We start from the raw sequence: 26,691 nt of genomic DNA, 5'->3' as shown, positions 1-26,691 counted from the left end.
GGGTTTGTGAGGCTCTTTTTTGACTGTACGCCACGGCGAGAAAATAATCTAGCTGGGCAGTCGCGTTAGCGTTGCAGAGCAATCTCGCGTTAGCGTTGTGGAGACATATTGCCAAAATAGCGCCGATACAGCCCGTAGCTCAGCGCCACCCGGTTGCCGTGAAGATGCACCAGCCCCATGCTGCGGAGCTTAAACGCCTGCATCTGCTCCACCTCGACAGGCGCAGACGACTTCGCCACCTGGTCAAACGTGGCGGCCAGGTCAGGATGTTCCTGCAACTGCCGCAGCAGGCGATGCAGATGATTGGAGTAAATGCCCGAATCGGTCGGAGCCGTTTGCCAAAACTCATCCAGCGTCAGGTCTTGCCGCGCCAGGTGGTAGATGGCACGATGCACCAGGTAGGGATGCCCACCGACGAGTTCTTGCAACTGTTGCAGATCGGCTGCTGCAAGCGATAGCCCGTAGCGCTGGGCCAGATCCATCACCTGGGCTGGGGTAAATTCTTGCAGCTCCACTGCCAGCCCTACGTTAAAGGGCGACTGGTTAATATCGAGCGGCAAATAAACCTCGGTGGAATGCACAATCACCAGCCGCAGGTGTTGCCAGAGGGGATTGCCGCTGTCGCCGTAGGCCGCTTCTTCGTACCATGCCCGCAGCAGCGCAAAAAAGTCGTGGGCAATTTGCGGATGCAGAAACACGTCATCCACTCGATCGAGCGCCAGCACCAGCGGTGCATTCAGATCGGGCAGCAGGCAGTCTTCAAAGTAGGCGGTGCAGTTGCCCTTGCTGCCAAAGGTGGGACTCCAGTATTCTTCAACGCGATGGGGCAGGCGCAGCTTGCGGGTGATCAGCGCACAAAACCAGCGGAGAAAACCGTCTAAATCGTTGAGCGCTTGACTGTCTGCCTGCTGCAAACTGAGGGCGACGGTGTGGATTGGGCGATCGCCCCCTTCCGACAAGCGCCGCGCCTGCTCCAACACGCGCACCATCAGCGAAGTCTTGCCCATCTGGCTGGGGGCTTTGATGCGAATCAGCGCACCCGGTCGCAAAATCTCGTCATAGCAGCGGGTTTCCGACGGGGGGCGCTCGACGTAGACCGGAGAATTGAGCGCTACTAGCCCCACCGGGGGGTCGAGATCCTGCGGACGAACCGTGGAGGCTTGAGTCAGGGCTTGATCGGGAGGGGCGATCGCGCTCCTGTCTGCTGTCGAGGGGATGGGAGTCGCGCCGTTTTGCGAGACAGCCGAGCCGTTCGACTGGGCAGCCCGCTGCGACAACACTGCGACGAGATTCGTCTTGCTCACGCGCTCCCCTAGGCTAGAGGAGAGCAACTGCCATAGCTTTGGCCCGACATCGTGTTTGATATATTCCGGCGTGTAGCCTGTTTCTTCGGCGATCTCATCATACTTAAAGCCGTGCCATGTGCCCTTTAGCACGGCCACTTCAATATTTTTCAAATGGCGGGACGCGGCCGCCAACACTGCTGCATCGGCAGCCTGAAGCGCGGTTTCAAACAGGATGGGTTGGTTGCCGCTGGATGCTCGGTTGGCATCTGGCAATGGCTCATTCATGGGCGTTTTAGATCACGGCTTCCCTGCTCTGAGCCTAGCCTAATGCAAGAATAAAAACTCAGAGGCTCACGATTGAGATCGTCTACACAAGTTCGTTTATTTTACTCCTTCCCTGCGGCGTGGATTTGCCCCTGGTATACCATTCAGACTATGTTGCGCCCCTGCCCGATAGCCATCGCTTTCCGATGGAAAAGTTCCGGCGGCTTTCGGAGCTTTTGGTTGCAGATGGCGTGGCCCATCCCAGCCAGTTTCACACGCCGGAGCTGCCGCCGGTGGACTGGCTGGAGCTAGTGCATACGCCCGATTATGTGCAGCAGTATCGCGCAGGCACGCTGGATGCGCGGGCGCAGCGGCGAATCGGGCTGCCCTGGAGTCCGGCGCTGGCAAACCGCACCTGCATCGCCGTAGGCGGCACGGTGTTAACCGCAAAGCTAGCGCTGGAGCATGGGCTGGCCTGCAATACAGCGGGCGGCACGCACCATGCTTTCCCCAGTTTTGGGTCGGGGTTTTGCATTTTCAACGACATGGCGATCGCCACTCGCGTCTTGCAACACCTGGGACTGGTGAAAAAGGTGCTGATCGTCGATCTAGACGTGCATCAGGGCGACGGCACGGCGGTCATTTTTCAAAACGACCCCAGCGTGTTCACCTTTTCCATGCACTGCGAAGTGAATTTTCCCGGCACTAAGCAGCAGAGCGACCTAGACGTGCCGCTGCCAGAGGGTGTGGAAGACGACGATTATCTGCGGACGCTGGCAGACTATTTGCCCGATTTGCTGTCGCAGGTGCGTCCCGACCTGGTGTTGTTTGACGCAGGCGTGGATACCCATGTGGGCGATCGCCTCGGCAAGCTAGCCCTGACGGATAGCGGCCTCTATCGCCGCGAGATGCAGGTACTCAGCACTTGCGCCGCCCAGGGCTATCCGGTCGCCTGCGTCATCGGCGGCGGCTATGCCAATGATTTCAACGCACTGGTGTATCGCCACTCGCTGGTGCATCGCGCCGCCAGCGAGGTGTTTCGGCAATATCGGCTGTGATCCCCCTCAATTCCCCTTAGCTAAGGGGGACTTCCGGACGGCTCGGTTCCCCCCTCGCTAAGGGGGGCGAGGGGGGATCTCCGATACCTCAAGCTCCGATCCGATCCCCCTCAATTCCCCTTAGCTAAGGGGGACTTCCGGACGGCTCGGTTCCCCCCTTGCTAAGGGGGGCGAGGGGGGATCTCCGATACCTCAAGCTCCGATCCGATCCCCCTAAATCCCCCTTGGTAAGGGGGACTTCCGGAAAGCGGCTCGGTTCCCCCCTTGCTAAGGGGGGCGAGGGGGGATCGACCGCTACGCCTCACCGAAGGTGGTGAAGTGCCAGCCCTTGCGCTGGTCGCCCGTGATGTCGAAAACGACGTGCTTGACGATGGTGTATTCCTCCAGCGCGTAGTGCGACATATCTTTGCCAAAGCCGCTTTGTTTGAAGCCGCCGTGGGGCATTTCGCTGGCGATGGGCAGGTGGTCGTTGATCCATACGGTTCCGGCTTGCAGGGCCTTTGCCATTCGCATGGCCCGCTGCACGTTCAGCGTCCAGCAGCTTGCGGCGAGACCGTAGGGCGTGTCATTCGCCAGGGCGATCGCCTCTTCTTCCGTCGAAAAGCGCTTCACCACCGCCACCGGACCAAAGATTTCCTCACAGACGCAGTTGGCGGTTTGCGGCGGATCTACGATGATTGTCGGCGGGAAGTAGAAACCCTTGTCGGGTACGTCGCCGCAGGTAATCACCTGAAGACCCTGCTGCTTGGCCTCTTCAACGTAGCCCTTCACCTTGTTCAACTGGGCCTGGCTGGAGAGGGGGCCGATGTCTGTGCCTTCGGCAAAGGGATCGCCCACTTTCACCTGCTTCGACAGTTCCGTAAACCGCGCCAGGAATGCGTCAAACACCGACTCGTGGACATACATTCGGGTAGCGGCGGTGCAGTCTTGCCCAGAGTTGACGTAGGCTCCGACGACCGCGCCGTGGGCGGCGGCTTCGATGTCGGCATCCTCAAACACCACAAAGGGTGCTTTGCCGCCCAGTTCCAGGGTGACGCGCTTGATCATCGGGCTAGCGAGTTCTGCGATGCGCTTGCCCGTGCGAGTGCTACCCGTAAAGCTGATCATGCCGATATCGGGGTGGGTGCAGATGGCTTCGCCAACTTCCACGCCGCCCGTGACGATGTTGATCAGTCCGGCGGGCAGTCCCGCTTCCAGGGCGATCTTGGCCATCTCGATCGTCGTGGTGGGCGTGTTGGGGGCAGGCTTGAGGACGATGGCATTGCCAGCGGCGATCGCCGGCGCAATTTTCCACACCGCCATCATCAGCGGATAGTTCCACGGGGTAATCGCGCCTACCACGCCGATCGGCTCCCGCCGCAGCAGGCTGGTGTAGCCGCCGACATACTCCCCAGCGGCCGCGCCCTCTTGCCGCCGCACCACCGACGCAAAATAGCGAATATTGTCAACCGAGAAGGGAATATCGCCGTTAATCGTCAGCTTCAGCGCCTTGCCCGCGTTCTTGCTTTCTAGGTGGGAGAGTTCCTCGCTCTTGGCTTCCAGCAGGTCGGCAAATTTCATCATGGCGGCGCAGCGCTCGCCGTAGGACAGCGCAGCCCAACCGGGTTGAGCCGCTTTCGCCGCTGCCACGGCCCGATCTACGTCTGCGGTGGTGCCCATCGCCGCGGTTGCAAAGACTTCGCCCGTGGCAGGGTCGATCAAGTCCTGGCTGCCGCTGCTGACTAGCTCTTCGCCAATTACCATCGGGTAGTGGATTAACTTTTCTGTCGTAGAAACCATAAAAACCTCGGTTCGGGGTAAAAATCCCAAAAAGCTCGTCAATTGCGTTGCGTTGGGCATCTTGCGCTGTCGGGGCAGGGTGCGATCGCCCCATTGATCGAGCGATCGCCCCATTGAATCCTTCCGCCAGCTTCGCCAAGCTGTTCTGCCAATTCGTACAGATAACTTTGTACAGATATAACAATCGCGACTCGCGGCGAAGTCTAGCTGTATACCACCCTAGTATCTGTCGGCAGAAGTGGGGGAGGAACGTCATATTTTTTTGTGGCGCTGGGTGTTGGGCGACATTTCTCCTCATAGGAAGGATACGCTACAATCTCTACCCAAATTACACACACAGATTACCTGTTGCATAGTGACCTTTACAGGAGCAGCGGCATGACATCCCACTCTTCCAACCACTCTTCTAAAGCTGAAGCCCAGCGGCTCGATGCCGCCAACGCGAAAATTTCCGCTTGGAAAAAATGGGGACCTTATCTCAGCGAGCGACAGTGGGGCACGGTGCGCGAAGACTATAGCCAGACGGGGGATGCGTGGGGCTATTTCAGCCACGACCAGGCGCGATCGCGGGCCTATCGCTGGGGCGAAGACGGGCTAGGCGGCATTTCCGACGATCGGCAGCAGGTTTGCTTTGGGCTGGCGCTGTGGAACGGGCAGGACGCGATTTTGAAAGAGCGGCTGTTTGGGCTGACCAACAGCGAAGGGAATCACGGCGAAGACGTGAAGGAGTATTACTTCTATCTCGACAGCACGCCGACGCATTCCTATATGAAGTTTCTCTACAAATATCCGCAGGCAGCCTTTCCCTACGAGGATCTGGTGCAGACCAATTGCCACCGCAGCCGCCTGGAATTGGAATACGAGCTGATTGACACGGGCATATTTGATGAGCAGCGCTATTTTGATGTGTTTGTGGAATACGCCAAGGCGACCCCAGAGGAACTGCTGATCAGAATCACGGTGGAAAATCGCGGGCCTGAAGCGGCGACGCTACATGTTTTGCCGACCCTGTGGTTTCGCAACACCTGGGACTGGTTTCCCGAATCGCCGCCCAAGCCCCGCCTTCATCAACTGAATGGGCAGGCGATCGCCGCTCTGCATCCAGACCTGGGAACGCGCTACCTGTATAGCGATCGCCCCGTTTCCGCCCTCTTTACCGAAAATGAAACTAATCAAGAGCGCGTGTTTGGGTTGCCCAACGCCTCGCCCTACGTGAAAGATGCGTTTCATCGCTACGTGATCAACGGCGACGTGGAGGCGGTCAATCCTGAGAAAACGGGCACTAAGGCGGCATTTCACTATGTCCTGGAGATTCCAGCCGGGGGCGCGGAGGTGATCCAGCTAAAACTGGGCGATCGCCCCCAAGAGCCAGAACTACTCGGATTTGGACTGGCGTTTGACGAACTCGTGCAAACTCGCATCACCGAAGCAGACGAGTTCTATGCCGATATCATTCCTGCAAGCATGTCAGACGACCAGCGGAACATAATGCGGCAGGCGTTCGCCGGAATGCTCTGGACAAAGCAATATTACTATTACCCCGTGCGGGCCTGGCTGCATGACGAAATCTTGCCGCCCGACTGCAAGGTACGGATTCCCTTACGGAATCGTGAGTGGTTTCATCTGGAGAGCGCAGATATCTTATCCATGCCCGACAAGTGGGAATATCCCTGGTTTGCCGCGTGGGATTTGGCGTTCCATACCCTGGTGCTGGCGGCGGTGGATATGGAGTTTGCCAAAGACCAACTGCGGCTGATGACCCATCAGGTTTATCTGCACCCCAATGGGCAAATTCCCGCCTATGAGTGGAACTTTAGCGACGTGAATCCGCCCGTCCACTGCACGGCGACTTGGCAGGTGTATCTGATCGACAAGGCGCGGAACCACGGCAAGGGCGATCGCCCATTTTTGGAAAGTATGTTCCACAAGCTGCTAATGAACTTTACCTGGTGGGTCAACCGCAAAGATTCTACTGGCAACAACCTCTTTGAGGGCGGCTTTTTGGGGCTGGATAATATTGGCGTGTTTGACCGCAGCGCCCCGCTGCCCACAGGCGGTACGCTAGAACAGGCCGATGGCACAGGCTGGATGGCGATGTTTTGTCTGGATATGCTGTCGATCGCCCTGGAACTGTCTGCCGAAAACCAGGTTTACGAAGAACTGGCCTGCAAGTTTTACGAGCATTTCATGTACATCGCCGGGTCGATGGATCGCATCGGGCAAAACGACGATGAGCTATGGGACGAAGAAGACGGCTTCTATTACGACGTGCTGCAGTTTCCCAATGGTTACTCCACGCGCCTCAAAGTGCGATCGATGGTGGGGCTGATTCCGCTGTTTGCCTCGTCTGTTTTTGATGACAGCATTCTCAAAAAGCTGCCTGTGTTTGCGGCTCACGTTGCCCGGTTTACCCAGGAATATGCTAAGCATTTGGACAACCTCAGCGATCCGCGCAAACTCGGCGTTGCGGGTCGTCACCTGCTGTCTCCCGTGAGCGAGGACAAGCTCCGCCGCATTTTGCAGAGAATGCTGGATGAATCGGAGTTTCTTAGCGACTATGGCATTCGCGCCCTGTCTCGCTATCACAAAGACCATCCCTACCTCTTCAATGTAGGCAGCACGTCCTATCGGGTAGACTACGAGCCAGCAGAGTCTTCGACGAACCTGTTTGGCGGCAACTCCAACTGGCGCGGGCCGGTCTGGATGCCCGTTAACTCCCTAGTTACTCAATCGCTTCGCAAGATGTATGCCTACTATGGCGACGATTTTAAGGCCGAGTGCCCCACTGGGTCGGGCAACTGGCTGACGCTGTGGGACATTGCCAACGAAATCGACTTGCGTCTCAGCCGCATTTTTCTCCGCAACGAGCAGGGAGAGCGTCCGGTCTACGGCGAGACTTCGATATTTCAGAATGATCCGCACTGGCGCGACCTGATTTTGTTTTACGAATACTTCCACGGCGACAATGGCGCAGGCATCGGCGCAAGCCACCAGACGGGCTGGACGGGCTTGGTTGCCCGACTGATGACGATGCCCTTGACCAAAAATCCTCAGGAAGTGCTGGAACACGGTTTCTTGACCGTGACACTGGACAAGCAGAGCATTGTCTGATCCCAGCGCCGATCGAGTGAGGATTGTCTTGGGTGTATCCCACTTTTGTAGCCCTCACCCTAAACCGCTCTCCCTAGGCGGGAGAGGGACTTCCAAGCCGACTCCCCTTCTCCCTTTTTGGGAGAAGGGGCTGGGGGATGAGGGCAAACTTGCATAACTGGGATACGCCCGATTGTTTTTTGGGATTTTTGGGACTTTCGGGATTTTGGGGCGGGTCAGGATGAGACGTTGGCCGATGCGCCAGGGTCGCTGTTGGGATGGCGCTGGCTCACCTGCTCCACAAAAAACTCTTCGAGCGATCGCCGCGCTAGGTTCATCCCCACCAACTGCCCGCGCATTAGCTCTAGGCTGGCGATAAAGTCCTGCGGGTGGCCGTGCAAATGCCCCTGCCACAGCCCTTCTTTGAATTCCAGGTCGGGAATCCACTGCTGCAAAACGCTAGGCGTGCTGCCGCTGACTTTGACGAAATAGCGGTCGGCGGTGCCCAGCAGTTCTGTCAGCGTGCCGATGGCAATGAGTTCGCCCTGGCACAGGATGGCAATGCGATCGCACACCTTTTCCACATCGGACAGGACGTGGCTATTGAAGAAGATCGTTTTGCCCTGGTCTTTCAGCAGTTGGATAATTTCGCGGATCTGGTAGCGGCCGAGCGGGTCTAGCCCCGACATCGGTTCGTCTAAAAACACCACTTCGGGATTGTTGATTAGCGCCTGAGCCATGCCAACTCGCTGCAACATGCCCTTGGAGTATTGCCGAAGCTGCTTTTTCTCCGCAGCAGCCCGCGACAGCCCCACCAGGTCAATCAGTTCGGGAATGCGCTTGCGCTGCACGTCGGCAGGAATCTGGAACAGCCCGGCGGCGTATTGCAAAAACTCGCGCCCGGTCAGATAGTCATAGAAATAGGGATTTTCGGGCAGATAGCCGACGCGCTGCTTGACCGCGCGATCGCCCAGGGGTTTGCCCAGCAGCAGCCCGCGCCCCGCCGTGGGTCGAATAATGCCCAGCAAAATTTTCAGCAGCGTCGTTTTGCCTGCGCCGTTTTGCCCCAGCAGCCCGAAGGTTTCCCCTTCGTAGATTTGCAGCGAACAGTCTTTGAGGGTCGAAATTTTTTGGTTGAGCCAGAAGCCCGTGCGATAGACCTTGCGGAGATGAGAGGTCAGCACGACCGCAGGGCGATCGCTAAGACTAGACAGGGCAGCAGGAGGAGACGAATCCATCGGAATAGCTGAGGGGACGGCATCTGTAAGAAGCTGTACTCAATCTTAGACCAGGACAGGGGTGGTGAACCCTCCCGCAGATCTTCCAGAGAACCTCCTAGAAAATGCAGGAAAACGGGGTAGTGCAAATATTTTACGAAAAAGCTTGTAGCTCAAGCAGATTTAAATCCTACCCTGGGGTATTGTGCAAACATCAGCGCTACTGTTAAGGCCATCGTAGCAACGGATGACGATCGCCCAAGTCTTGCTTCAAACTCTGCGGATAATCGGGTGATTAGCCTGCGGCTGGCTGAGTTTGACCACACGCCCCAACGCTTACCTTCTATAAAAATCTGTGACCCTCCCTGCCCGATCGGTGATTTTCCCCCGCCCTCTCCGATTCGCACAGCTCAGCTTCGCCTATGTTTGGAAACAGGGCGCTGTTGCGGTTGCGTACTACGCTGCGGCTCAGTTTTCGATTGCCTACGCCACACTGCCCGATGCTGCCTCTACGCCCGTCTGGTTTGCAGGGGGCATTGCGGTGGGGGCGATGCTCGCCTATGGAGTCGAACTTTGGCTTGGCATCTTTGCCAGCATTCTGGTGCTGGAGTTTATCTTCTTTAAGGGTTGGGAAAGCACCAACAGCCTAATGCTGGCGATCGCCGTCACCTTCATCGCCACGCTGGGCAAAGTTATTGCGGCAGTGTGGAGCGATCGCCTCACCCAGTCCCGCTCTCCCCTAGACTCGCCAGCCGATGTGGTGCGGTTTATCCTGGCGGCGTTCCTCAGCCATCTGCCGATTGGGATGCTCTGCGCGGCGCTGGTTTGCAACTTTGGCAAAGCGCCCTGGACCGCCTATCGCCAGATCTTCATCACCTGGTGGCTGAGCGATGCCTTTGGAATCGTCCTGGTGGCTCCGCTGCTGTTGGCCTGGAGCAGCACGCGATCGCTCGATTTGTTCCAGTTTCGCAACGCCATTCGGCGGCACTGGCTAGAGGCGGTTGCAATGGCGGCGCTGGTCATCGGCATCAGCGAAGTGGCGCTGGTGGACAAATACCCAGTGGAGTATCTGCTGATTCCGGTGATTGTGTGGGCGGCGTTTCGGTTTCGGTCGCCAGGGGCCACGCTGGTGATGGTGCTGCTGTCGCTGCTAGCGGTGATTAGCACGGCAAAGGGTTTGGGTTCCTTTGCCCGCAGTTCGATGAACGAGTCGCTGCTGCTGCTTCAGTCGTGCATCGCGGCGATCGCCCTGACGACGCTGCTCCTGTGCGCCGTGCTGTACCAAAACGACCAGTCCAAACAAGCGCTGCGAGACGCAAATCATAGCCTGGAAGACCGGGTGCAGCAGCGCACAGCAGAACTGGCCCAAGCCAACGCAGCAATTGTGGATTTGAACGAGCGGCTCAAGCAAGAAAACCTGCGAATGGCGGCCGAACTGGACGTGGTGCGCCAGATTCAGGGCCTGATCCTGCCCACGCCAGAGGAACTGAGCGCAATTCAAACGCTGGACGTGTCTGCCTTGACTGATCTGACCGATGAAGACAGCACCGACTATTTCGACGTGGTGGAAACCGACGGCATCGTCACCCTCAGCGTTGGCATCGTGGGCGGGCGCGGTCTGGAAAGCGGCGTGCTGATGCTGATGGTGCAGACGGCCGTGCGGACGCTGGCAGAATTGCGCGATCGCAGCTCGGTGCGCTTTTTGCAAACCCTGAACCGGACGCTGTATAAGAACATCGAGCGCCTCAGCGCCCAGCAGCAGCAGCTGCTGACCCTGGCCGTGCTGAATTATCTCAACGGCAGCCTCAGCGTCAGCGGGCAGCATGAAGATCTTGTGGTGGTGCGGGCTTCGGGGCGCGTCGAGCGGGTCAGCATGACCGATCTGATTCTGCCGCTGGGGCTGGAGTTTGACATCACCGCCTTCACCAAACGCGCCTCCGTTGAACTGCAACCGGGCGACGGCATTGTGCTATATACCAGCAGCCTGCCCAGCGCCCTAGATGAAAATGGCGTGATGTATGGTCTCGATCGCCTATATCGCGTCGTGGGTCAGCATTGGGCCCAGCCAGCCAGCGCTGTTCACCGAGCCGTCATTCAGGACGTGCGCCAGCACATGGGGCAGGAAAACGTGCTGGATAATCTGTCGCTGCTGGTCTTGAAGCGCCGCCTGTAGGTCAACGCAGGGCCGCTGAGCGGTAAAATAGGCGATCGCTGTGCGTCTCCATCCAGCGCCCAGACCGAATCCCTAATCTCTAACCCCAGACTCCCGAACTATGACCCAGACCTACCGCATTACCCTCCTCCCTGGCGACGGCATCGGCCCCGAAATCATTGCGGTGGCGGTCGATTTGCTAAAAAAAGTGGGGCAACAGCATGACCTCCGCTTCGAGTTTCAGGAGGCGCTGCTGGGTGGGGCGGCCATCGACGCAACGGGGAGTCCCCTCCCTGCTGACACGCTGGAACTCTGCAAAAACAGCGATGCCGTGCTGCTGGCGGCGATTGGCGGCTACCAGTGGGACACGCTGCCCAACGACCAGCGGCCGGAACGCGGCCTGCTGGGGCTGCGGGCTGGGTTGGAACTGTTTGCCAACCTGCGCCCCGCTAGCATTTTGCCGCAACTGGTCGATGCCTCCAGCCTCAAGCGCGAGGTGGTGGATGGCGTGGACATTATGGTGGTGCGAGAGCTAACGGGCGGTATTTACTTTGGGCAGCCGCGGGGCATCTTTACTAGCGAAACGGGCGAACGGCGCGGTGTAAACACGATGGTCTACACCGAGTCGGAAGTGGAGCGGATTGGGCGCGTTGCCTTTGAAGCTGCCCGCAAGCGCCGCAAAAAGCTCTGCTCCGTAGATAAATCCAATGTGCTGGAAGTCTCGCAACTGTGGCGCGACACGATCACGAAACTGGCGGCTGACTATCCCGACGTGGAGCTAACCCATATGTACGTGGACAATGCGGCCATGCAGCTTTTGCGAAACCCCAAGCAGTTCGACACGATCGTTACGGGCAACCTGTTTGGCGATATTCTCTCCGACGCGGCGGCCATGCTGACGGGCAGTATCGGCATGTTGCCGTCTGCCAGCCTTGGCTCCTCCGGCCCCGGCCTGTTTGAACCCGTCCACGGCTCTGCCCCGGATATCGCAGGTCAGGACAAGGCCAATCCTCTGGCGCAGGTGCTGAGCGCGGCGATGATGCTGCGCTATGGGCTGAACGAACCGCAGGCGGGCGATCGCCTCGAACAGGCCGTCCTCAAAGTCCTCGACCAGGGCTATCGCACGGGCGATATTATGTCCGACGGCATGACCCTGGTGGGCTGCAAGGCGATGGGCGAGGCGCTGCTGGCGGCGCTGGAAGACTAGCAGGTTGCCCTGATCCTCCAAACCCTTTTCCCAAGTCGCAAGCAGGGGAGCAAGAGAGGCTTGAAGTCTCTCTCCCGCTTTGGGAGAGGGATTAAGGGTGAGGGGAATCAGCAACGTTGCACATCCCGTTGCTTAATCCGGCAGCGTCAGGGCTAACTGGTAGAGGTCGCGACGGGGGAGTTGGGTTTGCTGGGCAAGCTGGCGGCTGGCCTGGGAGCGGGAGAGTCCCTGCTGCATCAGAGCAACGAGTTCGGCTTTAAGGGCGGCTTCCGACAAAACGACGGGGGCGGCTATGCTGCCGGCCAGCAGGACGGTGTATTCGCCCTGGGGGTCGCGGGTTTCGTGGTGGGCGATCGCCTCCTGCACCGTGCCGCGCCAAAATTCTTCATGCAGTTTGGTCAGTTCCCGCGCCAGCACAATGGGGCGATCGCCGCCAAAGGTTTCCGAAAAATCCGTCAGGGTTTGCCGCAGGCGGTGGGGCGACTCGTAAAACACCAGCGTTCGTGATTCGGACTGGAGCGCAGCGAGGCGATCGCGCCGCTCTTTCCCCTTGGCCGGCAAAAATCCCTCAAACACAAACCGATCGGTGGGCAGTCCGGCGGCGCTGAGGGCCGTCACCACGGCGCTGGCTCCCGGAATCGGCACCACGGGAATCCCTGCCTCGACGCAGGCCGCCACCAGTTCATAGCCCGGATCGGAAATTCCCGGCATTCCGGCATCGCTGACCAGCGCAATGGACTGTCCCTGCTTTAGGCGGGCAAGCAGTTCCGGCAGGCGGCTGGTGCGGTTGTGGTCGTGATAGCTGATCTGCGGCGTGGTGATCTGGAAATGCTGGAGCAGTTTGCCTGTGTGGCGGGTGTCTTCGGCGGCGATCGCTTCCACCTCCCGCAAAATCCGCACTGCCCGAAAGGTCATATCTTCCAAATTCCCGATGGGCGTAGCGACAACGTAGAGCATTTTAGAAATTTCAAAGGCAATCTGGGTCAGCGACTCGCACCGAGCTAGCTTCAATCTAAGCCAACCCCGGCGGTAGGGGTTCTCCGCAGCGCTGATGCACAGTGGCGATTTTCTCAAATAGCCAGGGATGGGCCGCCCGATAGTGGGGCAGCAGGGCCAGCGGGCTGAGCAGGGCCGCAGTGGTCAGGTCGGCGGCGGTGATTTGGCTTCCCACCAGAAACTCGCGGTCTTTCCAGTGCTGCTGGAGGTATTGGAGAGCATCGGCCAGGCGATCGCCCGCCAGCCTGACCCGCGCTGCATTCATGCCATACTGGCGGCGCACGATGGCAATCATGGCCTGGCTCATCAGCGACGGGTCGATGGACTTGCCCGCGCCCGCACGATAGTCGTAGTAAACAAAGCGGGTGGCAACGCCGATGCTCTCATCGAGCCAGTCTTCAAGCTGCTTCACCTGGCTGCGCTGAACCGGATCGGCGGGATAGAGGGGCGGGTCGGGCTGGTGCTGGTCGAGAAATTCAAAAATGTGGCTAGAGTCGGCGATCGCTCCTGCCTGCCCCTCTAGCTCTGGCAGCAGCACAGGCACGGTAGTAGTCCCCGTCAGCGGCTTTAGCTTCAGCGCGTGCAGCCCCGGAGTCAGATTTTCCACCGTAAACGGCAGTTGCTTATAGCCCAGCGCCAGCCGAGCTTTGCGGCAATAGTGGGAGGTGCTGAATTGCAGCAGGTGCATGGGTCTTGGGCCAATAAAAATCCACAGCAGATGCCTCTCTCAGCATACGCGCATTGGAATACACGCATTGCCAGAATTTCTAGAGGGGCGATCGCCGTGGATGGCTGATCGAGATGAAAGTCAGGTGAATGAAGCTAGAACACGAGAATGCACTGAGTTAGCCAATACCAGCGACAGACAGCCAAGCGATGAGTCAACAGTGAATGCGAAACGGCAGGCTAACTCCCAACAAACTACGGCGTGGTCGTTGGCGAAGGCGCGGGCGACTCGGTGCCAGCGGGCGACTCGGTGCCAGCAGGCTCACTGCCACCACCACAAGCGCCCAGCATTGCTGCCAAACCCAGCGTGCAGACCAAAGCAACTAGCTTCTTGTACATTCGTAGCTCCTCATTCGTAGGGGTTTAAGTGTGTAGAAAAACATCCGAGAGGCTCGGAAGCAAAGCACTGTCTGCGTTTCAGACAGTCGCACTTTACCGCAGGTGAATGAACAAAAATGAACCAAATCAGTTTTATCAGATCCCGTGAACAATGTGTCTCAGCCAACAATCAGAGGTTTTAATCGGTCGCAGGGCATAGCTTTGAGTTGCCCCGTCACTTGAATATTTCAGGTGAATATTTCAGGTGAATATTTCAGGTGAATATTTCAGGTGAATATTTCAGGCTGTCTTGGCTGGATCTATTCCAGCCCGTTTTGGGAACGCTGAAGGCAGTCGCTGGCAACCGAATGACCCAAAGCGACCCACATTCAAGTTCTGCCTCAAGCTGTTTCGGTCTGGCCAGCCATCCTCCAGCAAACAAGCTTTAGAAAATGGCGAAAACGGTTCCAGACCTTCCCAGCTTGCATAAGATGTAAGGCAGATATCAGGTATCGCTTCCTTCACGAGTTCCCTGGACAGCATGGCACGGACGGGTGGATCATCGCGCACAAACCCAGCAAAGAAATCCCGGCTTCCCTCCGGGCGGACGCTGCTGCAATGGCTCAACCTGCGGCCAGAGGAAAGCGAGCGCACCTTTTTGATGTTTGCCTTCTACACCGCCACGTCGATTGGCGTGCTGTGGCTGGAGGTCAGCATTGCCGCCCTATTTTTGGATGAATATGGCGCAAACTCGCTGCCCTGGATCTACATTGTCAGCGCAGGCATTGGCACGGTTCTGGGCTTCTTTTACTCGCTGCTGCAAAAGTTTCTGCCGCTGCGCCAGGTGATTGTGGTGATCGCGGTGCTGATGGCGCTGCCGCTGCCGCTGTTTCGGCTGGGGCTGGCGATGCCGCTGATGATGGGCTACAGCGTGTTTCTGATGCGGCTGTGGATGGAGGCGATTTACGTACTCAATGAGCTGACGACCTCGATCACTGCCAACCAGTTGTTCAACATTCGCGAAATCAAGCGAGCCTATCCCATGATTAGCAGCGGTGTGCTGCTGGCAGATGTGCTGAGCGGGCTGTCGCTGCCTGTGCTGCGATCGCTCGTAGGGCTAAATAACGTCGTGCTGCTAGCGGGGGCCATGCTGATGATCGGGGCAGGCATTCTCTATCGCCTCAGCCGCTCCTACAGCCAATTCTTCCCCGATTCGCCCCGGAGACTGCTGCAAGAACGCCAGCCCGACTTCACCACGCGCCGACTGCGGCGACCGCTCCAGCGGTATGTGGTTTTGCTGGTGGCGTTTTTTGTGATGGCGCAGGTGCTATGGCTGCTGCTGGATTTTCAATATCTGGCGCAGCTAGAGCGACGGGTCAGCGGCGAGCAGCTTGCCGACTTTTTGGCCTTTTTCAGCGCAATTTTGGGGACGTTTGAACTGCTGGTGCAGTGGTTTGTCTCCAGTCGGGCGATCGAGCGGCTGGGCGTGTTTGTGGTGACGATGGCCCTGCCTGCACTGATCTTCATCATCAGCCTGGTGTCGATGATGGGCTGGCTCAGCCTGTTTGTCGGCATGGTGATTTTGAAATTTGCCGATGAACTGCTGCGCTATACCGTGCTGGCCAGTACCGGCCCAATTCTGTTTCAGCCTGTGCCGGACAACGTTCGTAGCCGCGTACAGTCCATCGTGCGGGGCATTGCCGAGCCGTTTTCCTCTGGGCTGACGGGCGCGGGTATGTTGACGACGCTGTGGCTGTGCCAACACGTCTTCAGGGGCAGCGACCCGGCCGCGCTGCAAGATGCCGAAAGCCTGGTGTTCATGTTCCAGATTATGCTGTGCGGGGCGCTGTGGTTTGTGACGGTGTGGCTGCTGCGATCGCGCTACGTCGATTTGCTCGTCATCAGTGCTGACCGGGGCGAACTCAGCCTGTCCGATGTGGATCTGCGGACATTTAAGCGGGCGGTAATCGAGGCGCTGGGCAAGGGAACCGATGCCGACAAGCAATCTTGCATTGAACTGCTCAGCCATATCGACCCGAAAGGCGTGGGCGAGGTGCTGGCTCCCATGTTGTATGACTTTTCGCCCGCGCTCCAGCGCCAGAGCCTGCTGGTGATGACGGAAAACCCCAACCCGCTGTTTTTGCCACTGGTGCGATCGCTCATCGAACAACCATTGCCGCCTGATGTGCTTTCCATCGCCCTGCGCTATATCTGGCTGACTGACCCCGACCCCGATATCGAGCGGCTACGCCCCTACCTCAACCCGTCGGCTGATCCCGAAGTGCGGGGCACGGCGGCTTCCCTGATGCTGCGGCGGGGCACACTCGAACAGCGGGCCGAAGCTACCGACACGCTGCGGCGAATGCTGACCCACAAGCGCGAACGAGAGCGGGTGATGGGCTGTCGGGCGTTGGGTGAGGCGCTGTACCTGCAAGCCTTGCGAATCTACATCGAGCCATTGCTGCGGGACGAGTCGCTGCGGGTGCGCTGTGCCCTGCTAGAGGCGATCGCCGCCACCCGCACCGAAGAATACTACCCCTCGCTGCTGCGGGCGCTGCAATTCAAATCGACCCGCGAAGCCGCCATGCAGGCGCTGACTCGCCTGGGCGACGATGCAATTCCGCTGCTGATAGCGCTGGGTAAAGATATCTACAAACCCGAAATCATTCGCGCTTGCGCCTGGAAAACGCTGGGGCGCATTGGCACGCCCGACGCGGTTCGCGCCCTGGTTCGCAACCTGGAAACCGCCTGGGGGCCCAGCCGCCGCACCATTCTACGAACCCTCTTAAAAATTCCTAACGAAATTGGCATTGATGCAGCAGCCGACGAATTGGGGCGGAGTGGCGTAGAGGAATTGATCAACCTGGAGCTAATGCTGATTGGGCAGGTCTATGCCTGTCTACTGGATTTGCCGCCGGAGCGGGTGCCGGGGCAAACCGCCGACCTGCTGCGCCGCGCCCTCAGCGATTTGCAAGACGATGCCCGCCAGCGCCTCTTTTTGCTAATGCGGCTGCTGTATCCCTCCAGCGCAATTCAGGCCGCCGCGTTTAACCTGCAATCCCATTCTTCGGAAAGCGTGGCGCGGGGGCTGGAAATTCTGGATAACACGCTCGATATCCAGAGCAAGCGGGCGCTGCTAAGCATTCTCGATAGCCGCCCCGATTTGGAAAAGCTGGAAAGCCTGGATGAGTTTGTGGACTATCAGCCCCTATCGCCGAGCGATCGCCTGCGATACCTGCTGGATCTGCGCCATTTTCTGTCCGATTGGGCCCTAGCTTGTGGTGTCCACGTTGCCCGTGAAAACCGCTGGAGCCTCACACCCGCTCAGATTATTGCCTGTCTGCAACATCCCACAGGGTTTGTGCGGGAGGCAGCAGTGGCCTATTTAGAAGTCGCTTCGCCGCGCACGCTGCGGGAGTTGCTACCCATGCTCCGCCGCGACCCCAATCGACTCGTCGCTGCCCAGGTCGAGCAACTGTTACACAAGTACAGCGCGGTTTCCACTCACAACGGCAACGGCAAGGTTCTCACCCATCCTGCAAAACTGCCCGACCCACCGCCGCGTTTCAACCCACCCCGCCCGCCAGACCTGCCGATGGGCTGGGAGCCGACTTGACCGTTTCCAGGCAAAACTCGATTCGCAAACTGATTAGGCTCGGTGAGTCTAGCAAGTTTGAGTTCAGCAAATTTAGCGAGTTCAACCTTGGTTCCATGCGGTTCAATAGACGTTCATGGTTCTTTCCTTCCTGGGTTTTTAATGTTCACGGCCCTTCAATGAACGACTCGACTAGCGAGCCATCAAGCTGGCTCCGGCTGTAAATTTTCCTTTCGGTCGTGATTCAGCGAAATTTCTGGACAAAAGATGAATAGAATTCTCTGCATGGGCAACCTACGGATGGAACAGACAACACGCAGGGACTCACGCGCTGAGGACTGGGCATTTGGGAGCGGATGCTACAGGCTTTGGGTCGGGGTAGGGTTCACATTGGTATGCTGACGAGCGTTGATCGCCTTCTATTTGTGCGCGGTGTCCCCATTTTCAAAGAACTGCGGGACGACTTTTTGGTGCGCCTCGCTTCCATCATGGACGAGCAAGAATTTCCGCCGCAGCACACAATTGTCAGCCAGGGACAGGAGGGGCGATCGCTCTATATTTTGGTGAAAGGTAGTGTGCGCGTCCATGCGGACAACCAGGAAATTGCCCGGCTCGACAAGGGCGCGTGCTTCGGGGAAATGTCGGTGTTTGACGCGGAGCCGCGTTCTGCCTCTGTCACGACCATCGACCGCTGCGAGTGCCTGACGTTAACCCAGCAGCAGCTTTATGAGGCAATCGAAGAAACCCCCAGTATTGCTGTCAACATCATTCGTCTGCTGTCGCGCCGCATCCGCGAACAAAACCAGAAAATTAACAAACTCCAAAACGGCAATATCAACCGTCGCCTGTCTGATGGAATCTATCAAAAACTGACTGGTGTTTGAGTTGGGACACGGCACGAGGAGGCTGAGGGACGAGGTTAAGGGCGAGCGGACTGGCTAGATGACCCGGCTAGATTGGGCACTGACATACTTGAGACAGCAACCTTACTGCCCTCATCCCCCAACCCCTTCTCCCAAGCGGGGAGAAGGGGAGTCAGACATAGGTTTGAAGTCCCTCTCCCGCTCTGGGAGAGGGACTTAGGGTGAGGGCTGAAGTTTCTGCGTGAAGTATATTTAGTGCCCTAGATTGTCTAGATGACTTGCCTAGATTACAAAGTTCAGTGTGCTGAAGCTGGCGATCGACGTGTTGTTGATCTGGGCGATCGCCACGAAGTCTTTACCTTCGCCCGCACCATCTGAGTCGATCAGCACCTGAGTTGCAGTGCCCGCCTGCGCCAGCTTGACAAACTCCCGCAGCCGCTGGAACGGCGTGCCGCCTCCGCCAAACGCGGGCTGTTTGAAAATGCCCCGCAGGTCAATCACATCCAGTTGGCTAAGAGCTAATTTGTAAAGGAGCCTGAAAGCCTTGTTAATCAAGGATTTCCGAGAAACCGCTTTTCCTGGGCAAACATGACCTCAAAGCCACACATGCCAAGAGTTTCAGGCTTCTTAAGATTTGCTTCATAAATTAGCTCTAAAGCCCAGAATCGTGTCGATGCCTTCGTTGAGGCTATTGAATACGTACATATTCTTGCCGCCGCCCGCCAGCGTGTCATTTCCCAGCCCACCAATCAGCACGTCGTCGCCGGCCTGCCCAAACAGGCGATCGTCGCCTACGCCCCCTACAAGCTGGTCGCCGCCATTGCCGCCGCGCAGCACATCATTTCCTGCGCCGCCGCTGACTAAATCGTTGCCGCCCAAGGCCTTGACGGTATCGTTGCTGCCGCGAGCCAGAATCCGATCGCTCTTATTGGTTCCCTTGAGGCGATCGGCACGGTTTGTCCCGTTGATCCGCTGCGGCCGCCTGCCCAATTGGAACAGGACGGGCGCGCCCAACTCCCCATTTGGCGCGGGGGGAATATCCTCAGGCTGAGGGAATCTCAAGTCGTCGAAAGCCATTTGCCAGGTGTCGAAGGCGGCCTGTGCCAGCGGGTTGCCCGCCAGATCGCTGATGTCGTTGATATCCAGCGTCAGTTGATAGCGACCTGTTCGACCCGTGGAAAACTGTAGCCCGCGCAGGATAAAGGTCTAGTTGTTGATGGTGGACAGCATTGCGCCCACCAGCGGGGCGATCGCCCCATGAAACTGAGCGGCTCTTAAAAATTAGAATTGGCAGGAGTCATCAACAGGGAAAAACCTTTACACGGTCTGATCTGTGAAGCAGTTCCTTACATCTCGGCATAAGCCAAGGCACTCTACAGATTTACCGAAATCACTGCCAATTCATACTGTCTAGAATGGCAGGGGCGATCGCCCTTTTTCTAGCAAAAACCCTTAGCTTTTACAAAGCCTTTAGATTTTTGAGAAAAAGTATGCGGCTTCTGACTTTTCTCGAAAACTATCCGGATTTTCTGAATGCGATAGGATTCACGCAGTGAGACGGTTTCTCACGGGCTGCACCCGTGAGAAATCATCCAAAATCCAGAAAACTTATCGCAAGTGTGTCAGTCCCGTACTAGAAGTCGAAATAAATGTAAGGCGGGCTTTCGTTGGGGGCCAGCAGCCAGGCCGCGAACAGGCAGAGGGGAACCAGCAGCAGCTTGACGGGCCAGTTGAGCCGCAGCTTTAGCCAGCGGTTGACCGTATACACCAGCGTCATGCCGCCGAAAAGCGCCAGCAGCAGGAGCGAAAGATGGAGGCGATCGCTCTGAAACGTCTCAACATAAATCTTTTGGGCAAACTGCACGTCGGCGGGGTGTCCCCACAGCCGCTGCACCACCAGCAGTGAATCTTGCAGGTTGGGCAACCGGAAAAAGATCCAGGCAAACAAGACGGAAGCCTGTGTCAGCCCCCAGCCCAGCAGCGTTCCCGGTACGCTTTTCCAGCCTGCCCTCAGCCAGCCCCACCGCTCGCTCAGCGCGTCCGTCAGGCGATGCACCACCAAGAACAGTCCGTGCAGCGCTCCCCAGACAATGAAGCCCCAGCCCGCGTCGTGCCAGAGTCCGGCGATAATCATCACCACCATCAGGTTGAGGCAGGTTCGCACCAGGCCTTGGCGGGAACCCCCCAGCGGAAAATACAGATAGTTGCGGAGCCAGTCGCCCAGCGTCATGTGCCAGCGTCGCCAAAAGTCCGCAATGCTAGCGCTGAAGTAGGGAAAGTTGAAGTTTTGCGGCAGGGTGATGCCCAGCAGCGCAGAAAGGCCCCGCGCCACATCGACATAGCCGCTGAAGTCGAAATAAAGCTGGAACCCGTAGGCGGCGATCGCCAGCCACAGGTCGCCGCTGCCCGCCCGCGCTATGTTGTCGAAGCTAAGATTTACCAGCGTAGCCAAATGGTCGGCAATCAGCAGCTTTTTCACTGCGCCACAGGCAATGAGCCACAGACCCTCAGCAATTTGGGGCGTAGTCAGCGACGGCTGGGCCTGAAACTGCGCCGCCAGCGGGTGAAACCGGGTAATTGGGCCCGACAGCAGCTTGGGGAAATATAGCTTGTAGGCTGAAAACTTGAGCCAGTCGAAGGTAGCAGGCGCACCGCGATACACGTCCACCAGGTAAGCAATGCACTCAAAGCAAAAGTAGCTGATGCCCAGCGGCGCGATGAGGGTTTGCCCAAGGGTGGCCGCCCCCGTCGTCAGCGCAGGCAGCTTGAGCCAGTTGCCCAGCACCGCCCCAAAAAACGGAATGTACTTGAACCCCAGCAGCAGCAGCACATTCAGCCCAATGCCAACGATCAGCAGCCGCAGCCGCCGACGGTTCCAGTCGTGCTGGGCAAACTGCCAGTTTTCGTTCTCGATCCGCCAGTCGATGGGCGCACTCAGCCCGATGCCGATGCGATAGGTCATGATCATCATCACTAGCAGCAGCGGCACGTATTGAAATTGCAGCGAGCTATAGAACACCAGGCTGGCAGCCAGCAGCACCCACAGTTTGAGCGATCGCCCTGGCGCTGACCAATACAGCCCCAGCACGCTGAGGAAAAACAGCCCAAAGAGAATCGAGAGCAAAGTCATGGCGGCGGGATTCGTTTCAAGGGGCAGATTGCGAGTTACCAACCGAAACTCGGCGGGAGGGGATGCTTTGATCCCCCCTGACCCTCCTTAAACCAGGGGGGAACTGAACCCAGAATGACCCGAAGCAGGCAGAACTGGATCGAAAGTCCCCCTTCTTAAGGGGGATTTAGGGGGATCGGTTCGGGTGCGAGGCTTCTGGAAATCCCCCTTACCCCACTCAAATAAGGGGGGAGAACTGAATCCAGAATGACCCGAAGCAGGCAGAACTGGATCGAAAGTCCCCCTTCTTAAGGGGGATTTAGGGGGATCGGTTCGGGTGCGAGGCTTCTGGAAATCCCCCTTACCCCACTCAAATAAGGGGGGAGAACTGAACCCAGAATGACCCGAAGCAGGCAGAACTGGATCGAAAGTCCCCCTTCTTAAAGGGGATTTGGGGGGATCGTTCAAAGCCTGACGCAAACAATCGAGATGTGGGTTCACAGTAGCCCCAAGGGAGAGGGACTGCCGATCCGGTTCCCATTCTCCTTTGGGAGGAGGGCTGGGGGATGAGGGCGACTCGGAACACCAAATCACAAAATCAAATGTTGCCAAGCTAATTTAAGACTCTAAGTTAAGACACTTATTTGGAACACTCATTTGGAACACTTAACTGTATCTCAGGTTTGCAAGATCAGACGCAGTTTTTGAACAAGCGCCCCCACATCTAGCGTGTGGGTTCATCTAGGGTGGGGATTTTGCAGCAGCGATTTCCATGAGCGTCACTTCCCACACCAAGCGCGGCTGCACATAGCCCAGCAGGTGACGGCGGGCAGTTTCCAGGCGTTCCAGGTGGATGGCGGGCTGCTGCGATCGCCAGTAGGCTTGCTGCACGTAGTCCACCAGCCAAAGCTGGGCTTCCAGGTCTAGCGCCTGATCGATCTGGCGGGCCAGTTCCAGCGCGGCACGGAGGGACGTGGGCACCTGAAGCGCGGCGTGCAGCAGATCCGGCGGAACCGACTGGCGTTGTTGCCACTGGGCGATCGCCTCACCGGGGCTGCCCTGGGCCAGCGCCAGCAGGTCTGGATGCTGCAAAATCTCATCGTGCCCCAGGTGTCGCAAAACGGTGGCTAAATCGTCGGTGCTGAGGCGGCGAAAGGGAATCCGTTGGCAGCGCGAGACGAGTGTGGGCAGAAGTGACTCCACGCTGGGCGCAATCAGGATCAGCGTGGCGCGGCCGGGTTCTTCCAGGGTTTTTAGCAGGGCATTGGCAGCGGCTTCGGCCATGGTGTGGGCATCGTCCACCACGACGACGGCGCGGGGCGCTTCCAGCGGCGGACGACTGAGAAAAGTGGCGATCTCCCGAATTTGCTCTAGCCGAATCTGCGGGGGCGATCGCCGCTTGATGCCCTGTTCCGCTGCCTCGGCCGCCGACAGCCGCTTGCCCTGGTGTAGATAGGTTGGCTCTATCCAGAGAAAATCGGGATGGTTGTGCTGGGTGATGCGCTGCTGGCGGGCGGCTGAAAATGGCTCCTGAAAATGATGCGCCAGCAGCCGCTCGGCAAAGCCCAGAGCCGCCAGACTGCGCCCCACGCCTGCTGGCCCAGCAAACAGATAGCCCGGCGCAATGCGATCGCGCTGGAGGGCGCTCTGCAATAGCTCGATGGCCTGCGGCTGGCCGACGAGATTTGCAAATGCCCTGGTTGTAGTACCAGTTGGATCAACGGAACCCGTTAGGGGCTGCACCATTGGGCGATCGCCTCTTGCAAAATCTGCTGCACGTCCTGAAACACCTCGTCGGCACTGCGGTTTGCGTCCACCCGCCGAATTCGCTGGGGATACGCCGCTGCCAGTTCACAAAATCCCTGCCGCACCCGCTGATGAAACTCGACCTGGTTTTGTTCCATGCGGTCGGCGCTGCCCCGCCGCTGGGCCCGGCTGAGGCCCGTGGTCACGTCTACATCCAGCCACAGCGTTAAATCCGGCTCCAGCCCGCCCGTGGCAATCTGGTTAAGCTGGTGAATCAGCGCCAAATCTAGCCCGCGCCCATAGCCCTGATAGGCCACGGTAGAATCCGTAAAGCGATCGCACAGCACCAGCGCCCCCCGCCGCAACGCCGGCCGCAAAAATCCCTCCACATGCTGCGCCCGATCGGCCGCAAACAGCAGCAGTTCTGCCCGATCCTGCGTTGGCTCTGCCAGATCGGGATGCAACAGCAGTTTCCGAATCTGCTGCCCCAGTTCTGTGCCTCCTGGCTCTCGCGTTTTTACAACCGTAAAGGAACTGCCATCAAACTGGTTCATGAGCCAATCGTGCGATCGCCCCAGTTGTGTCGTTTTGCCGCTGCCTTCGCCACCTTCAAATACAATGAGCATCCCTTTGTTAGGTAGAGGAGAGGGCTGTGATTTCAGCAAATCTAGTAAATTTTGCATTGATCAAGGAATACTTTTCACCTGATTTCATCTGAAACTGGGCGACGCGGCAGCAGCGCTCAAATCAGAGACAAAAAGTTGCTGAATTCTGTACAGCAAAACCATTTTGTTCAGAAAGGGGCATGGTAGAATGCGCCAATAATTCGTTATGTTAATTTCTTTATCAACAGCCGCCGCACTCGGCACAGTCTGCTGCTCACTGCGTCTAGCGTCAGGGCATTGCGTTCTGGATTGTCCGGTAAAGTGTAACGTTCCGCAAGTCCTGCTAGGCGACTGCCCTTGCTGTCGTTTGACGGTTGACCGAATGAGTTTGCTATCATTTTTTAATTGCACTTGCGTGTCCGAGGTTACTATGGCTCGCTATACCCAGTTGTTCACGATTGCAACGCCGCTCGATCGCTTTCGGCAGTTGCTGGAGGACGTGCTCCAATCCTGCAACTGCGCGGTGATCTACGACGGTGAGGACTACATGGTGGCCCGCGAGAAACCCGGTGGCGTTACCTATGCCCAACTCGTTACGGTGGAGGTGCTGATCGATAAAACGGCGATCGCCACCCCCAAGGACGAAGTCCGCATGAATGTGGTAGTCAAAAACGAAGAACTGCCGCTCAAAAGCGATAATCACTGCTGGCGCATGTTTAGCTTGGTGAACCGTGCCGTTGCCGAGAATAATCACTGGAATCTGCTGAGCAGCACGGCGGGGTAAGGTTTGGCAACGATCCTGCGAGATCTGAGCTATCGCCATCAGTGGCTCTACGACAGCATTTCCCGTCTGGCGGCCGTGGCAGTGGGCGGCGAGGGCCGGTTTCGGCAGCTTGCGCTGGCGGGGCTAACTTTTGACAAAAGCACGCAGGTTCTCGATCTCTGCTGTGGTAGCGGGCAGACGACTCGATTTCTCCTAGAGCGATTTCCGCAGTCCGCTGATGAGCAAGCTCTGCCGGTTACCGGGCTGGATGCGTCTCCACTGTCCATTCGCCGCGCCCAGCAGAATGTTCCCCAGGCAACCTTCGTAGAGGCCTGGGCAGAAGACATGCCCTTTCCCGATGCTCAGTTTGACTTTGTTCACACCAGCGCCGCCCTGCACGAAATGCAGCCCGACCAACTTCGGCAAATCCTCAAAGAATGCTATCGCGTGCTAAAACCCGGTGGCATTTTTGCAGCCATTGATGTGCATAAGCCAACAAATCCGCTCTACATGCCGGGTCTAGCCGTCTTTTTCTGGCTATTTGAAACCGAAACCGCCTGGCAATTCATTCAAACCGATCTGCCCCAACTGCTGTCAGAGGTGGGCTTCCAGACGGTCACTCAGACGCTCCATGCAGGTGGGAGTTTGCAGGTTTTGCGGGGCGTGAAGCGCGGAGGCGGTTCGGAGTAAGAACGAAGAACGAAAAACGAAGAACGAAAAACGAAAAACGAAACTTCTTCTCTCTTCGTTCTTCTGTTTTCGTTCTTCCCTCTTCCCCTTCGCACACCGATCGCTCCCAAACCATGCCCTACGACGATCTGTTTCAGCAAATTTCCGATCTCGTCATGTGCCACTCGCCGAGCGGGGTAGAGGGCGAGGTGGATGCGTATTTGCTGGAGCGGTTTCGGGGGCTGGGCCTGGAGGCGTGGCTGGATGAAGCGGGCAATGCGATCGCCAAGATTCCGGGCCGCAACTCTGGAAAACAACCGGACGATGCGGCGCGTCCGGGGATTGCGATTACTGGCCACAAGGACGAAATTGGCGGCATTGTGAAATCGATCGGCGAGGCGGGGCGCGTGCAGGTGCGAAAGCTGGGCGGGGCGTTTCCCTGGGTCTATGGCGAGGGCGTGGTGGACTTGCTGGGCGATCGCACGACGCTGAGCGGCATCCTGAGCTTTGGGTCGCGCCATGTCTCGCACGAGTCGCCCCAAAAGGCGCAGCAAGAGGATCAGCCCGTGCGCTGGGAAGATGCCTGGGTCGAAACCAAGTGCAGCTTGCAGGAGTTGGAGGCAGCGGGTATTCGTCCGGGTACGCGCATGGTCGTGGGCAAGCACCGCAAGCGCCCTTTTCGGCTGGGCGACTATATCGCCAGCTATACGCTGGATAACAAAGCCTCGGTCGCCATTTTGCTAGAGCTAGCCAGGGTGCTGAAGGAACCCGCCCTGGACACCTATTTGGTCGCCTCTGCCAAAGAAGAAGTGGGCGCGGTCGGGGCGCTCTATTTCAGCCGGAATCGATCGCTGGCAGCGCTGATTGCCCTGGAGATTTGCCCGCTGTCTTCGGAATACCCGATCGCCGATGGAGAAGCGCCAGTGCTACTGTCGCAAGACGGCTACGGTCTCTACGACGAAGGGCTGAACCAGGAATTGCGCCAGTCCGCAGAGCAGGCGGGCGTTCCGCTCCAGCTTGCCGCCATCAGCGGATTTGGCAGCGATGCCTCAATTGCCATGAAAATGGGGCACGCCGCCCGCGCTGCCTGCCTCAGCTTTCCTACCCAAAACACGCACGGCTATGAGATTGCTCACTTGGGGGCGATCGCCAACTGTGTTCCCGTTTTGCAAGCCTACTGCGAGACAGACTGGCCATGAGGTGCTGCAAAAGGCGCTGCAAAGGCAGCCTTGGATTAAAGGAGCTTAA

20 protein-coding genes are annotated in these 26,691 nt (G+C 58.0%); 9 read left to right on the top strand and 11 right to left on the bottom strand.

Annotated features, from left to right (window positions below; translation table 11 throughout):
* Positions 1-89: 89 nt before the first annotated feature.
* Complete coding sequence (locus tag HPC62_RS10230) at positions 90-1,571, bottom strand: AAA-like domain-containing protein (protein WP_172355361.1); 1,482 nt, start codon at positions 1,569-1,571, stop codon at positions 90-92.
* 119 nt (positions 1,572-1,690) lie between these two features.
* On the opposite strand from HPC62_RS10230, the gene HPC62_RS10225 reads away from it, so the two are divergent.
* Positions 1,691-2,608 (top strand): histone deacetylase family protein, encoded by a 918-nt coding sequence (locus HPC62_RS10225; protein ID WP_172355359.1) that lies wholly within the window; start codon positions 1,691-1,693, stop codon positions 2,606-2,608.
* Between the two features lie 294 nt (positions 2,609-2,902).
* On the opposite strand, the gene HPC62_RS10220 is transcribed toward HPC62_RS10225, so the two are convergent.
* Entirely contained in the window at positions 2,903-4,501 is a 1,599-nt protein-coding gene (locus tag HPC62_RS10220) for an aminobutyraldehyde dehydrogenase (protein ID WP_225910627.1), read from the bottom strand.
* Positions 4,502-4,765: 264 nt separating this feature from the next.
* On the opposite strand from HPC62_RS10220, the gene HPC62_RS10215 reads away from it, so the two are divergent.
* Complete coding sequence (locus HPC62_RS10215) at positions 4,766-7,498, top strand: MGH1-like glycoside hydrolase domain-containing protein (protein WP_172355357.1); 2,733 nt, start codon at positions 4,766-4,768, stop codon at positions 7,496-7,498.
* Between the two features lie 215 nt (positions 7,499-7,713).
* Here the strand turns inward: HPC62_RS10215 and HPC62_RS10210 are convergent, their stop codons facing one another.
* Positions 7,714-8,715 carry an ABC transporter ATP-binding protein gene (locus HPC62_RS10210; protein WP_172355356.1) on the bottom strand — a complete coding sequence of 334 codons (1,002 nt, stop codon included), beginning with the start codon at positions 8,713-8,715 and terminating at the stop codon, positions 7,714-7,716.
* Between the two features lie 334 nt (positions 8,716-9,049).
* Between HPC62_RS10210 and HPC62_RS10205 the strand changes: the two genes are divergently transcribed.
* Together HPC62_RS10205 and leuB are read left to right on the top strand one after the other, a co-directional pair.
* Positions 9,050-10,867 carry an MASE1 domain-containing protein gene (locus tag HPC62_RS10205; RefSeq protein ID WP_172355355.1) on the top strand — a complete coding sequence of 606 codons (1,818 nt, stop codon included), beginning with the start codon at positions 9,050-9,052 and terminating at the stop codon, positions 10,865-10,867.
* Between the two features lie 100 nt (positions 10,868-10,967).
* Positions 10,968-12,053, top strand: a complete 1,086-nt coding sequence (gene leuB / locus HPC62_RS10200; RefSeq protein WP_172355354.1) for a 3-isopropylmalate dehydrogenase — start codon at positions 10,968-10,970, stop codon at positions 12,051-12,053.
* Positions 12,054-12,185: 132 nt separating this feature from the next.
* Here leuB and rsmI read toward each other — a convergent pair whose 3' ends face one another.
* The 3 genes from rsmI to HPC62_RS10185 form a co-directional block, all read right to left on the bottom strand.
* Positions 12,186-13,010 carry a 16S rRNA (cytidine(1402)-2'-O)-methyltransferase gene (gene rsmI / locus HPC62_RS10195; RefSeq protein ID WP_172355353.1) on the bottom strand — a complete coding sequence of 275 codons (825 nt, stop codon included), beginning with the start codon at positions 13,008-13,010 and terminating at the stop codon, positions 12,186-12,188.
* Between the two features lie 55 nt (positions 13,011-13,065).
* Positions 13,066-13,737 (bottom strand): glutathione S-transferase family protein, encoded by a 672-nt coding sequence (locus tag HPC62_RS10190; RefSeq protein ID WP_172355352.1) that lies wholly within the window; start codon positions 13,735-13,737, stop codon positions 13,066-13,068.
* 233 nt (positions 13,738-13,970) lie between these two features.
* Positions 13,971-14,114 (bottom strand): hypothetical protein, encoded by a 144-nt coding sequence (locus HPC62_RS10185; RefSeq protein WP_172355351.1) that lies wholly within the window; start codon positions 14,112-14,114, stop codon positions 13,971-13,973.
* 520 nt (positions 14,115-14,634) lie between these two features.
* Between HPC62_RS10185 and HPC62_RS10180 the strand changes: the two genes are divergently transcribed.
* Complete coding sequence (locus HPC62_RS10180; RefSeq protein ID WP_205370100.1) at positions 14,635-17,709, top strand: HEAT repeat domain-containing protein; 3,075 nt, start codon at positions 14,635-14,637, stop codon at positions 17,707-17,709.
* Positions 17,710-18,083: 374 nt separating this feature from the next.
* Positions 18,084-18,572, top strand: a complete 489-nt coding sequence (locus HPC62_RS10175) for a Crp/Fnr family transcriptional regulator (protein WP_172355350.1) — start codon at positions 18,084-18,086, stop codon at positions 18,570-18,572.
* 261 nt (positions 18,573-18,833) lie between these two features.
* On the opposite strand, the gene HPC62_RS10170 is transcribed toward HPC62_RS10175, so the two are convergent.
* The 5 genes from HPC62_RS10170 to tmk form a co-directional block, all read right to left on the bottom strand.
* Positions 18,834-19,052, bottom strand: coding sequence for a hypothetical protein (locus HPC62_RS10170; RefSeq protein ID WP_172355348.1), 219 nt, complete (start codon positions 19,050-19,052; stop codon positions 18,834-18,836).
* 138 nt (positions 19,053-19,190) lie between these two features.
* Positions 19,191-19,628: a calcium-binding protein gene (locus tag HPC62_RS10165; protein ID WP_172355346.1), complete on the bottom strand. Its 438-nt coding sequence runs from the start codon at positions 19,626-19,628 to the stop codon at positions 19,191-19,193.
* A 556-nt stretch (positions 19,629-20,184) separates the two neighbouring features.
* Positions 20,185-21,681 (bottom strand): MBOAT family O-acyltransferase, encoded by a 1,497-nt coding sequence (locus HPC62_RS10160; RefSeq protein WP_172355344.1) that lies wholly within the window; start codon positions 21,679-21,681, stop codon positions 20,185-20,187.
* A 720-nt stretch (positions 21,682-22,401) separates the two neighbouring features.
* Positions 22,402-23,406, bottom strand: a complete 1,005-nt coding sequence (gene holB, locus HPC62_RS10155) for a DNA polymerase III subunit delta' (RefSeq protein WP_172355342.1) — start codon at positions 23,404-23,406, stop codon at positions 22,402-22,404.
* Positions 23,391-24,032, bottom strand: a complete 642-nt coding sequence (tmk, locus tag HPC62_RS10150) for a dTMP kinase (RefSeq protein ID WP_172355340.1) — start codon at positions 24,030-24,032, stop codon at positions 23,391-23,393. Before tmk ends, holB begins: the two co-directional genes overlap by 16 nt.
* 409 nt (positions 24,033-24,441) lie before the next feature.
* On the opposite strand from tmk, the gene HPC62_RS10145 reads away from it, so the two are divergent.
* From HPC62_RS10145 to HPC62_RS10135, 3 genes are all read left to right on the top strand, one after another.
* Positions 24,442-24,795 (top strand): hypothetical protein, encoded by a 354-nt coding sequence (locus HPC62_RS10145; RefSeq protein ID WP_172355338.1) that lies wholly within the window; start codon positions 24,442-24,444, stop codon positions 24,793-24,795.
* A gap of 3 nt (positions 24,796-24,798) precedes the next feature.
* Positions 24,799-25,464: a class I SAM-dependent methyltransferase gene (locus HPC62_RS10140; protein ID WP_172355336.1), complete on the top strand. Its 666-nt coding sequence runs from the start codon at positions 24,799-24,801 to the stop codon at positions 25,462-25,464.
* 113 nt (positions 25,465-25,577) lie between these two features.
* Positions 25,578-26,642: a M42 family metallopeptidase gene (locus HPC62_RS10135; protein WP_172355334.1), complete on the top strand. Its 1,065-nt coding sequence runs from the start codon at positions 25,578-25,580 to the stop codon at positions 26,640-26,642.
* The last annotated feature ends 49 nt before the right edge of the window (positions 26,643-26,691 follow it).

It is taken from the genome of Thermoleptolyngbya sichuanensis A183 (assembly GCF_013177315.1).
In the GTDB taxonomy this organism is placed as follows: domain Bacteria; phylum Cyanobacteriota; class Cyanobacteriia; order Elainellales; family Elainellaceae; genus Thermoleptolyngbya; species Thermoleptolyngbya sichuanensis.
Note: the sequence above shows the minus strand (reverse complement) of the source record. Positions and strands in the feature narration are given on the sequence as shown.

Bases quoted from the DNA above. Each gene is read 5' to 3' on its own strand.
- HPC62_RS10220 (WP_225910627.1), bottom strand. From the start codon at position 4,501: ATGGGGCGATCGCTCGATCAATGGGGCGATCGCACCCTGCCCCGACAG.
- HPC62_RS10185 (WP_172355351.1), bottom strand. From the start codon at position 14,114: ATGTACAAGAAGCTAGTTGCTTTGGTCTGCACGCTGGGTTTGGCAGCA.
- holB (WP_172355342.1), bottom strand. From the start codon at position 23,406: ATGGTGCAGCCCCTAACGGGTTCCGTTGATCCAACTGGTACTACAACC.
- HPC62_RS10215 (WP_172355357.1), top strand. From the start codon at position 4,766: ATGACATCCCACTCTTCCAACCACTCTTCTAAAGCTGAAGCCCAGCGG.
- HPC62_RS10165 (WP_172355346.1), bottom strand. From the start codon at position 19,628: ATGGCTTTCGACGACTTGAGATTCCCTCAGCCTGAGGATATTCCCCCC.
- rsmI (WP_172355353.1), bottom strand. From the start codon at position 13,010: ATGCTCTACGTTGTCGCTACGCCCATCGGGAATTTGGAAGATATGACC.
- leuB (WP_172355354.1), top strand. From the start codon at position 10,968: ATGACCCAGACCTACCGCATTACCCTCCTCCCTGGCGACGGCATCGGC.
- HPC62_RS10175 (WP_172355350.1), top strand. From the start codon at position 18,084: ATGCTGACGAGCGTTGATCGCCTTCTATTTGTGCGCGGTGTCCCCATT.
- HPC62_RS10180 (WP_205370100.1), top strand. From the start codon at position 14,635: ATGGCACGGACGGGTGGATCATCGCGCACAAACCCAGCAAAGAAATCC.
- HPC62_RS10230 (WP_172355361.1), bottom strand. From the start codon at position 1,571: ATGAATGAGCCATTGCCAGATGCCAACCGAGCATCCAGCGGCAACCAA.
- HPC62_RS10190 (WP_172355352.1), bottom strand. From the start codon at position 13,737: ATGCACCTGCTGCAATTCAGCACCTCCCACTATTGCCGCAAAGCTCGG.
- HPC62_RS10160 (WP_172355344.1), bottom strand. From the start codon at position 21,681: ATGACTTTGCTCTCGATTCTCTTTGGGCTGTTTTTCCTCAGCGTGCTG.
- tmk (WP_172355340.1), bottom strand. From the start codon at position 24,032: ATGCTCATTGTATTTGAAGGTGGCGAAGGCAGCGGCAAAACGACACAA.
- HPC62_RS10135 (WP_172355334.1), top strand. From the start codon at position 25,578: ATGCCCTACGACGATCTGTTTCAGCAAATTTCCGATCTCGTCATGTGC.
- HPC62_RS10210 (WP_172355356.1), bottom strand. From the start codon at position 8,715: ATGGATTCGTCTCCTCCTGCTGCCCTGTCTAGTCTTAGCGATCGCCCT.
- HPC62_RS10145 (WP_172355338.1), top strand. From the start codon at position 24,442: ATGGCTCGCTATACCCAGTTGTTCACGATTGCAACGCCGCTCGATCGC.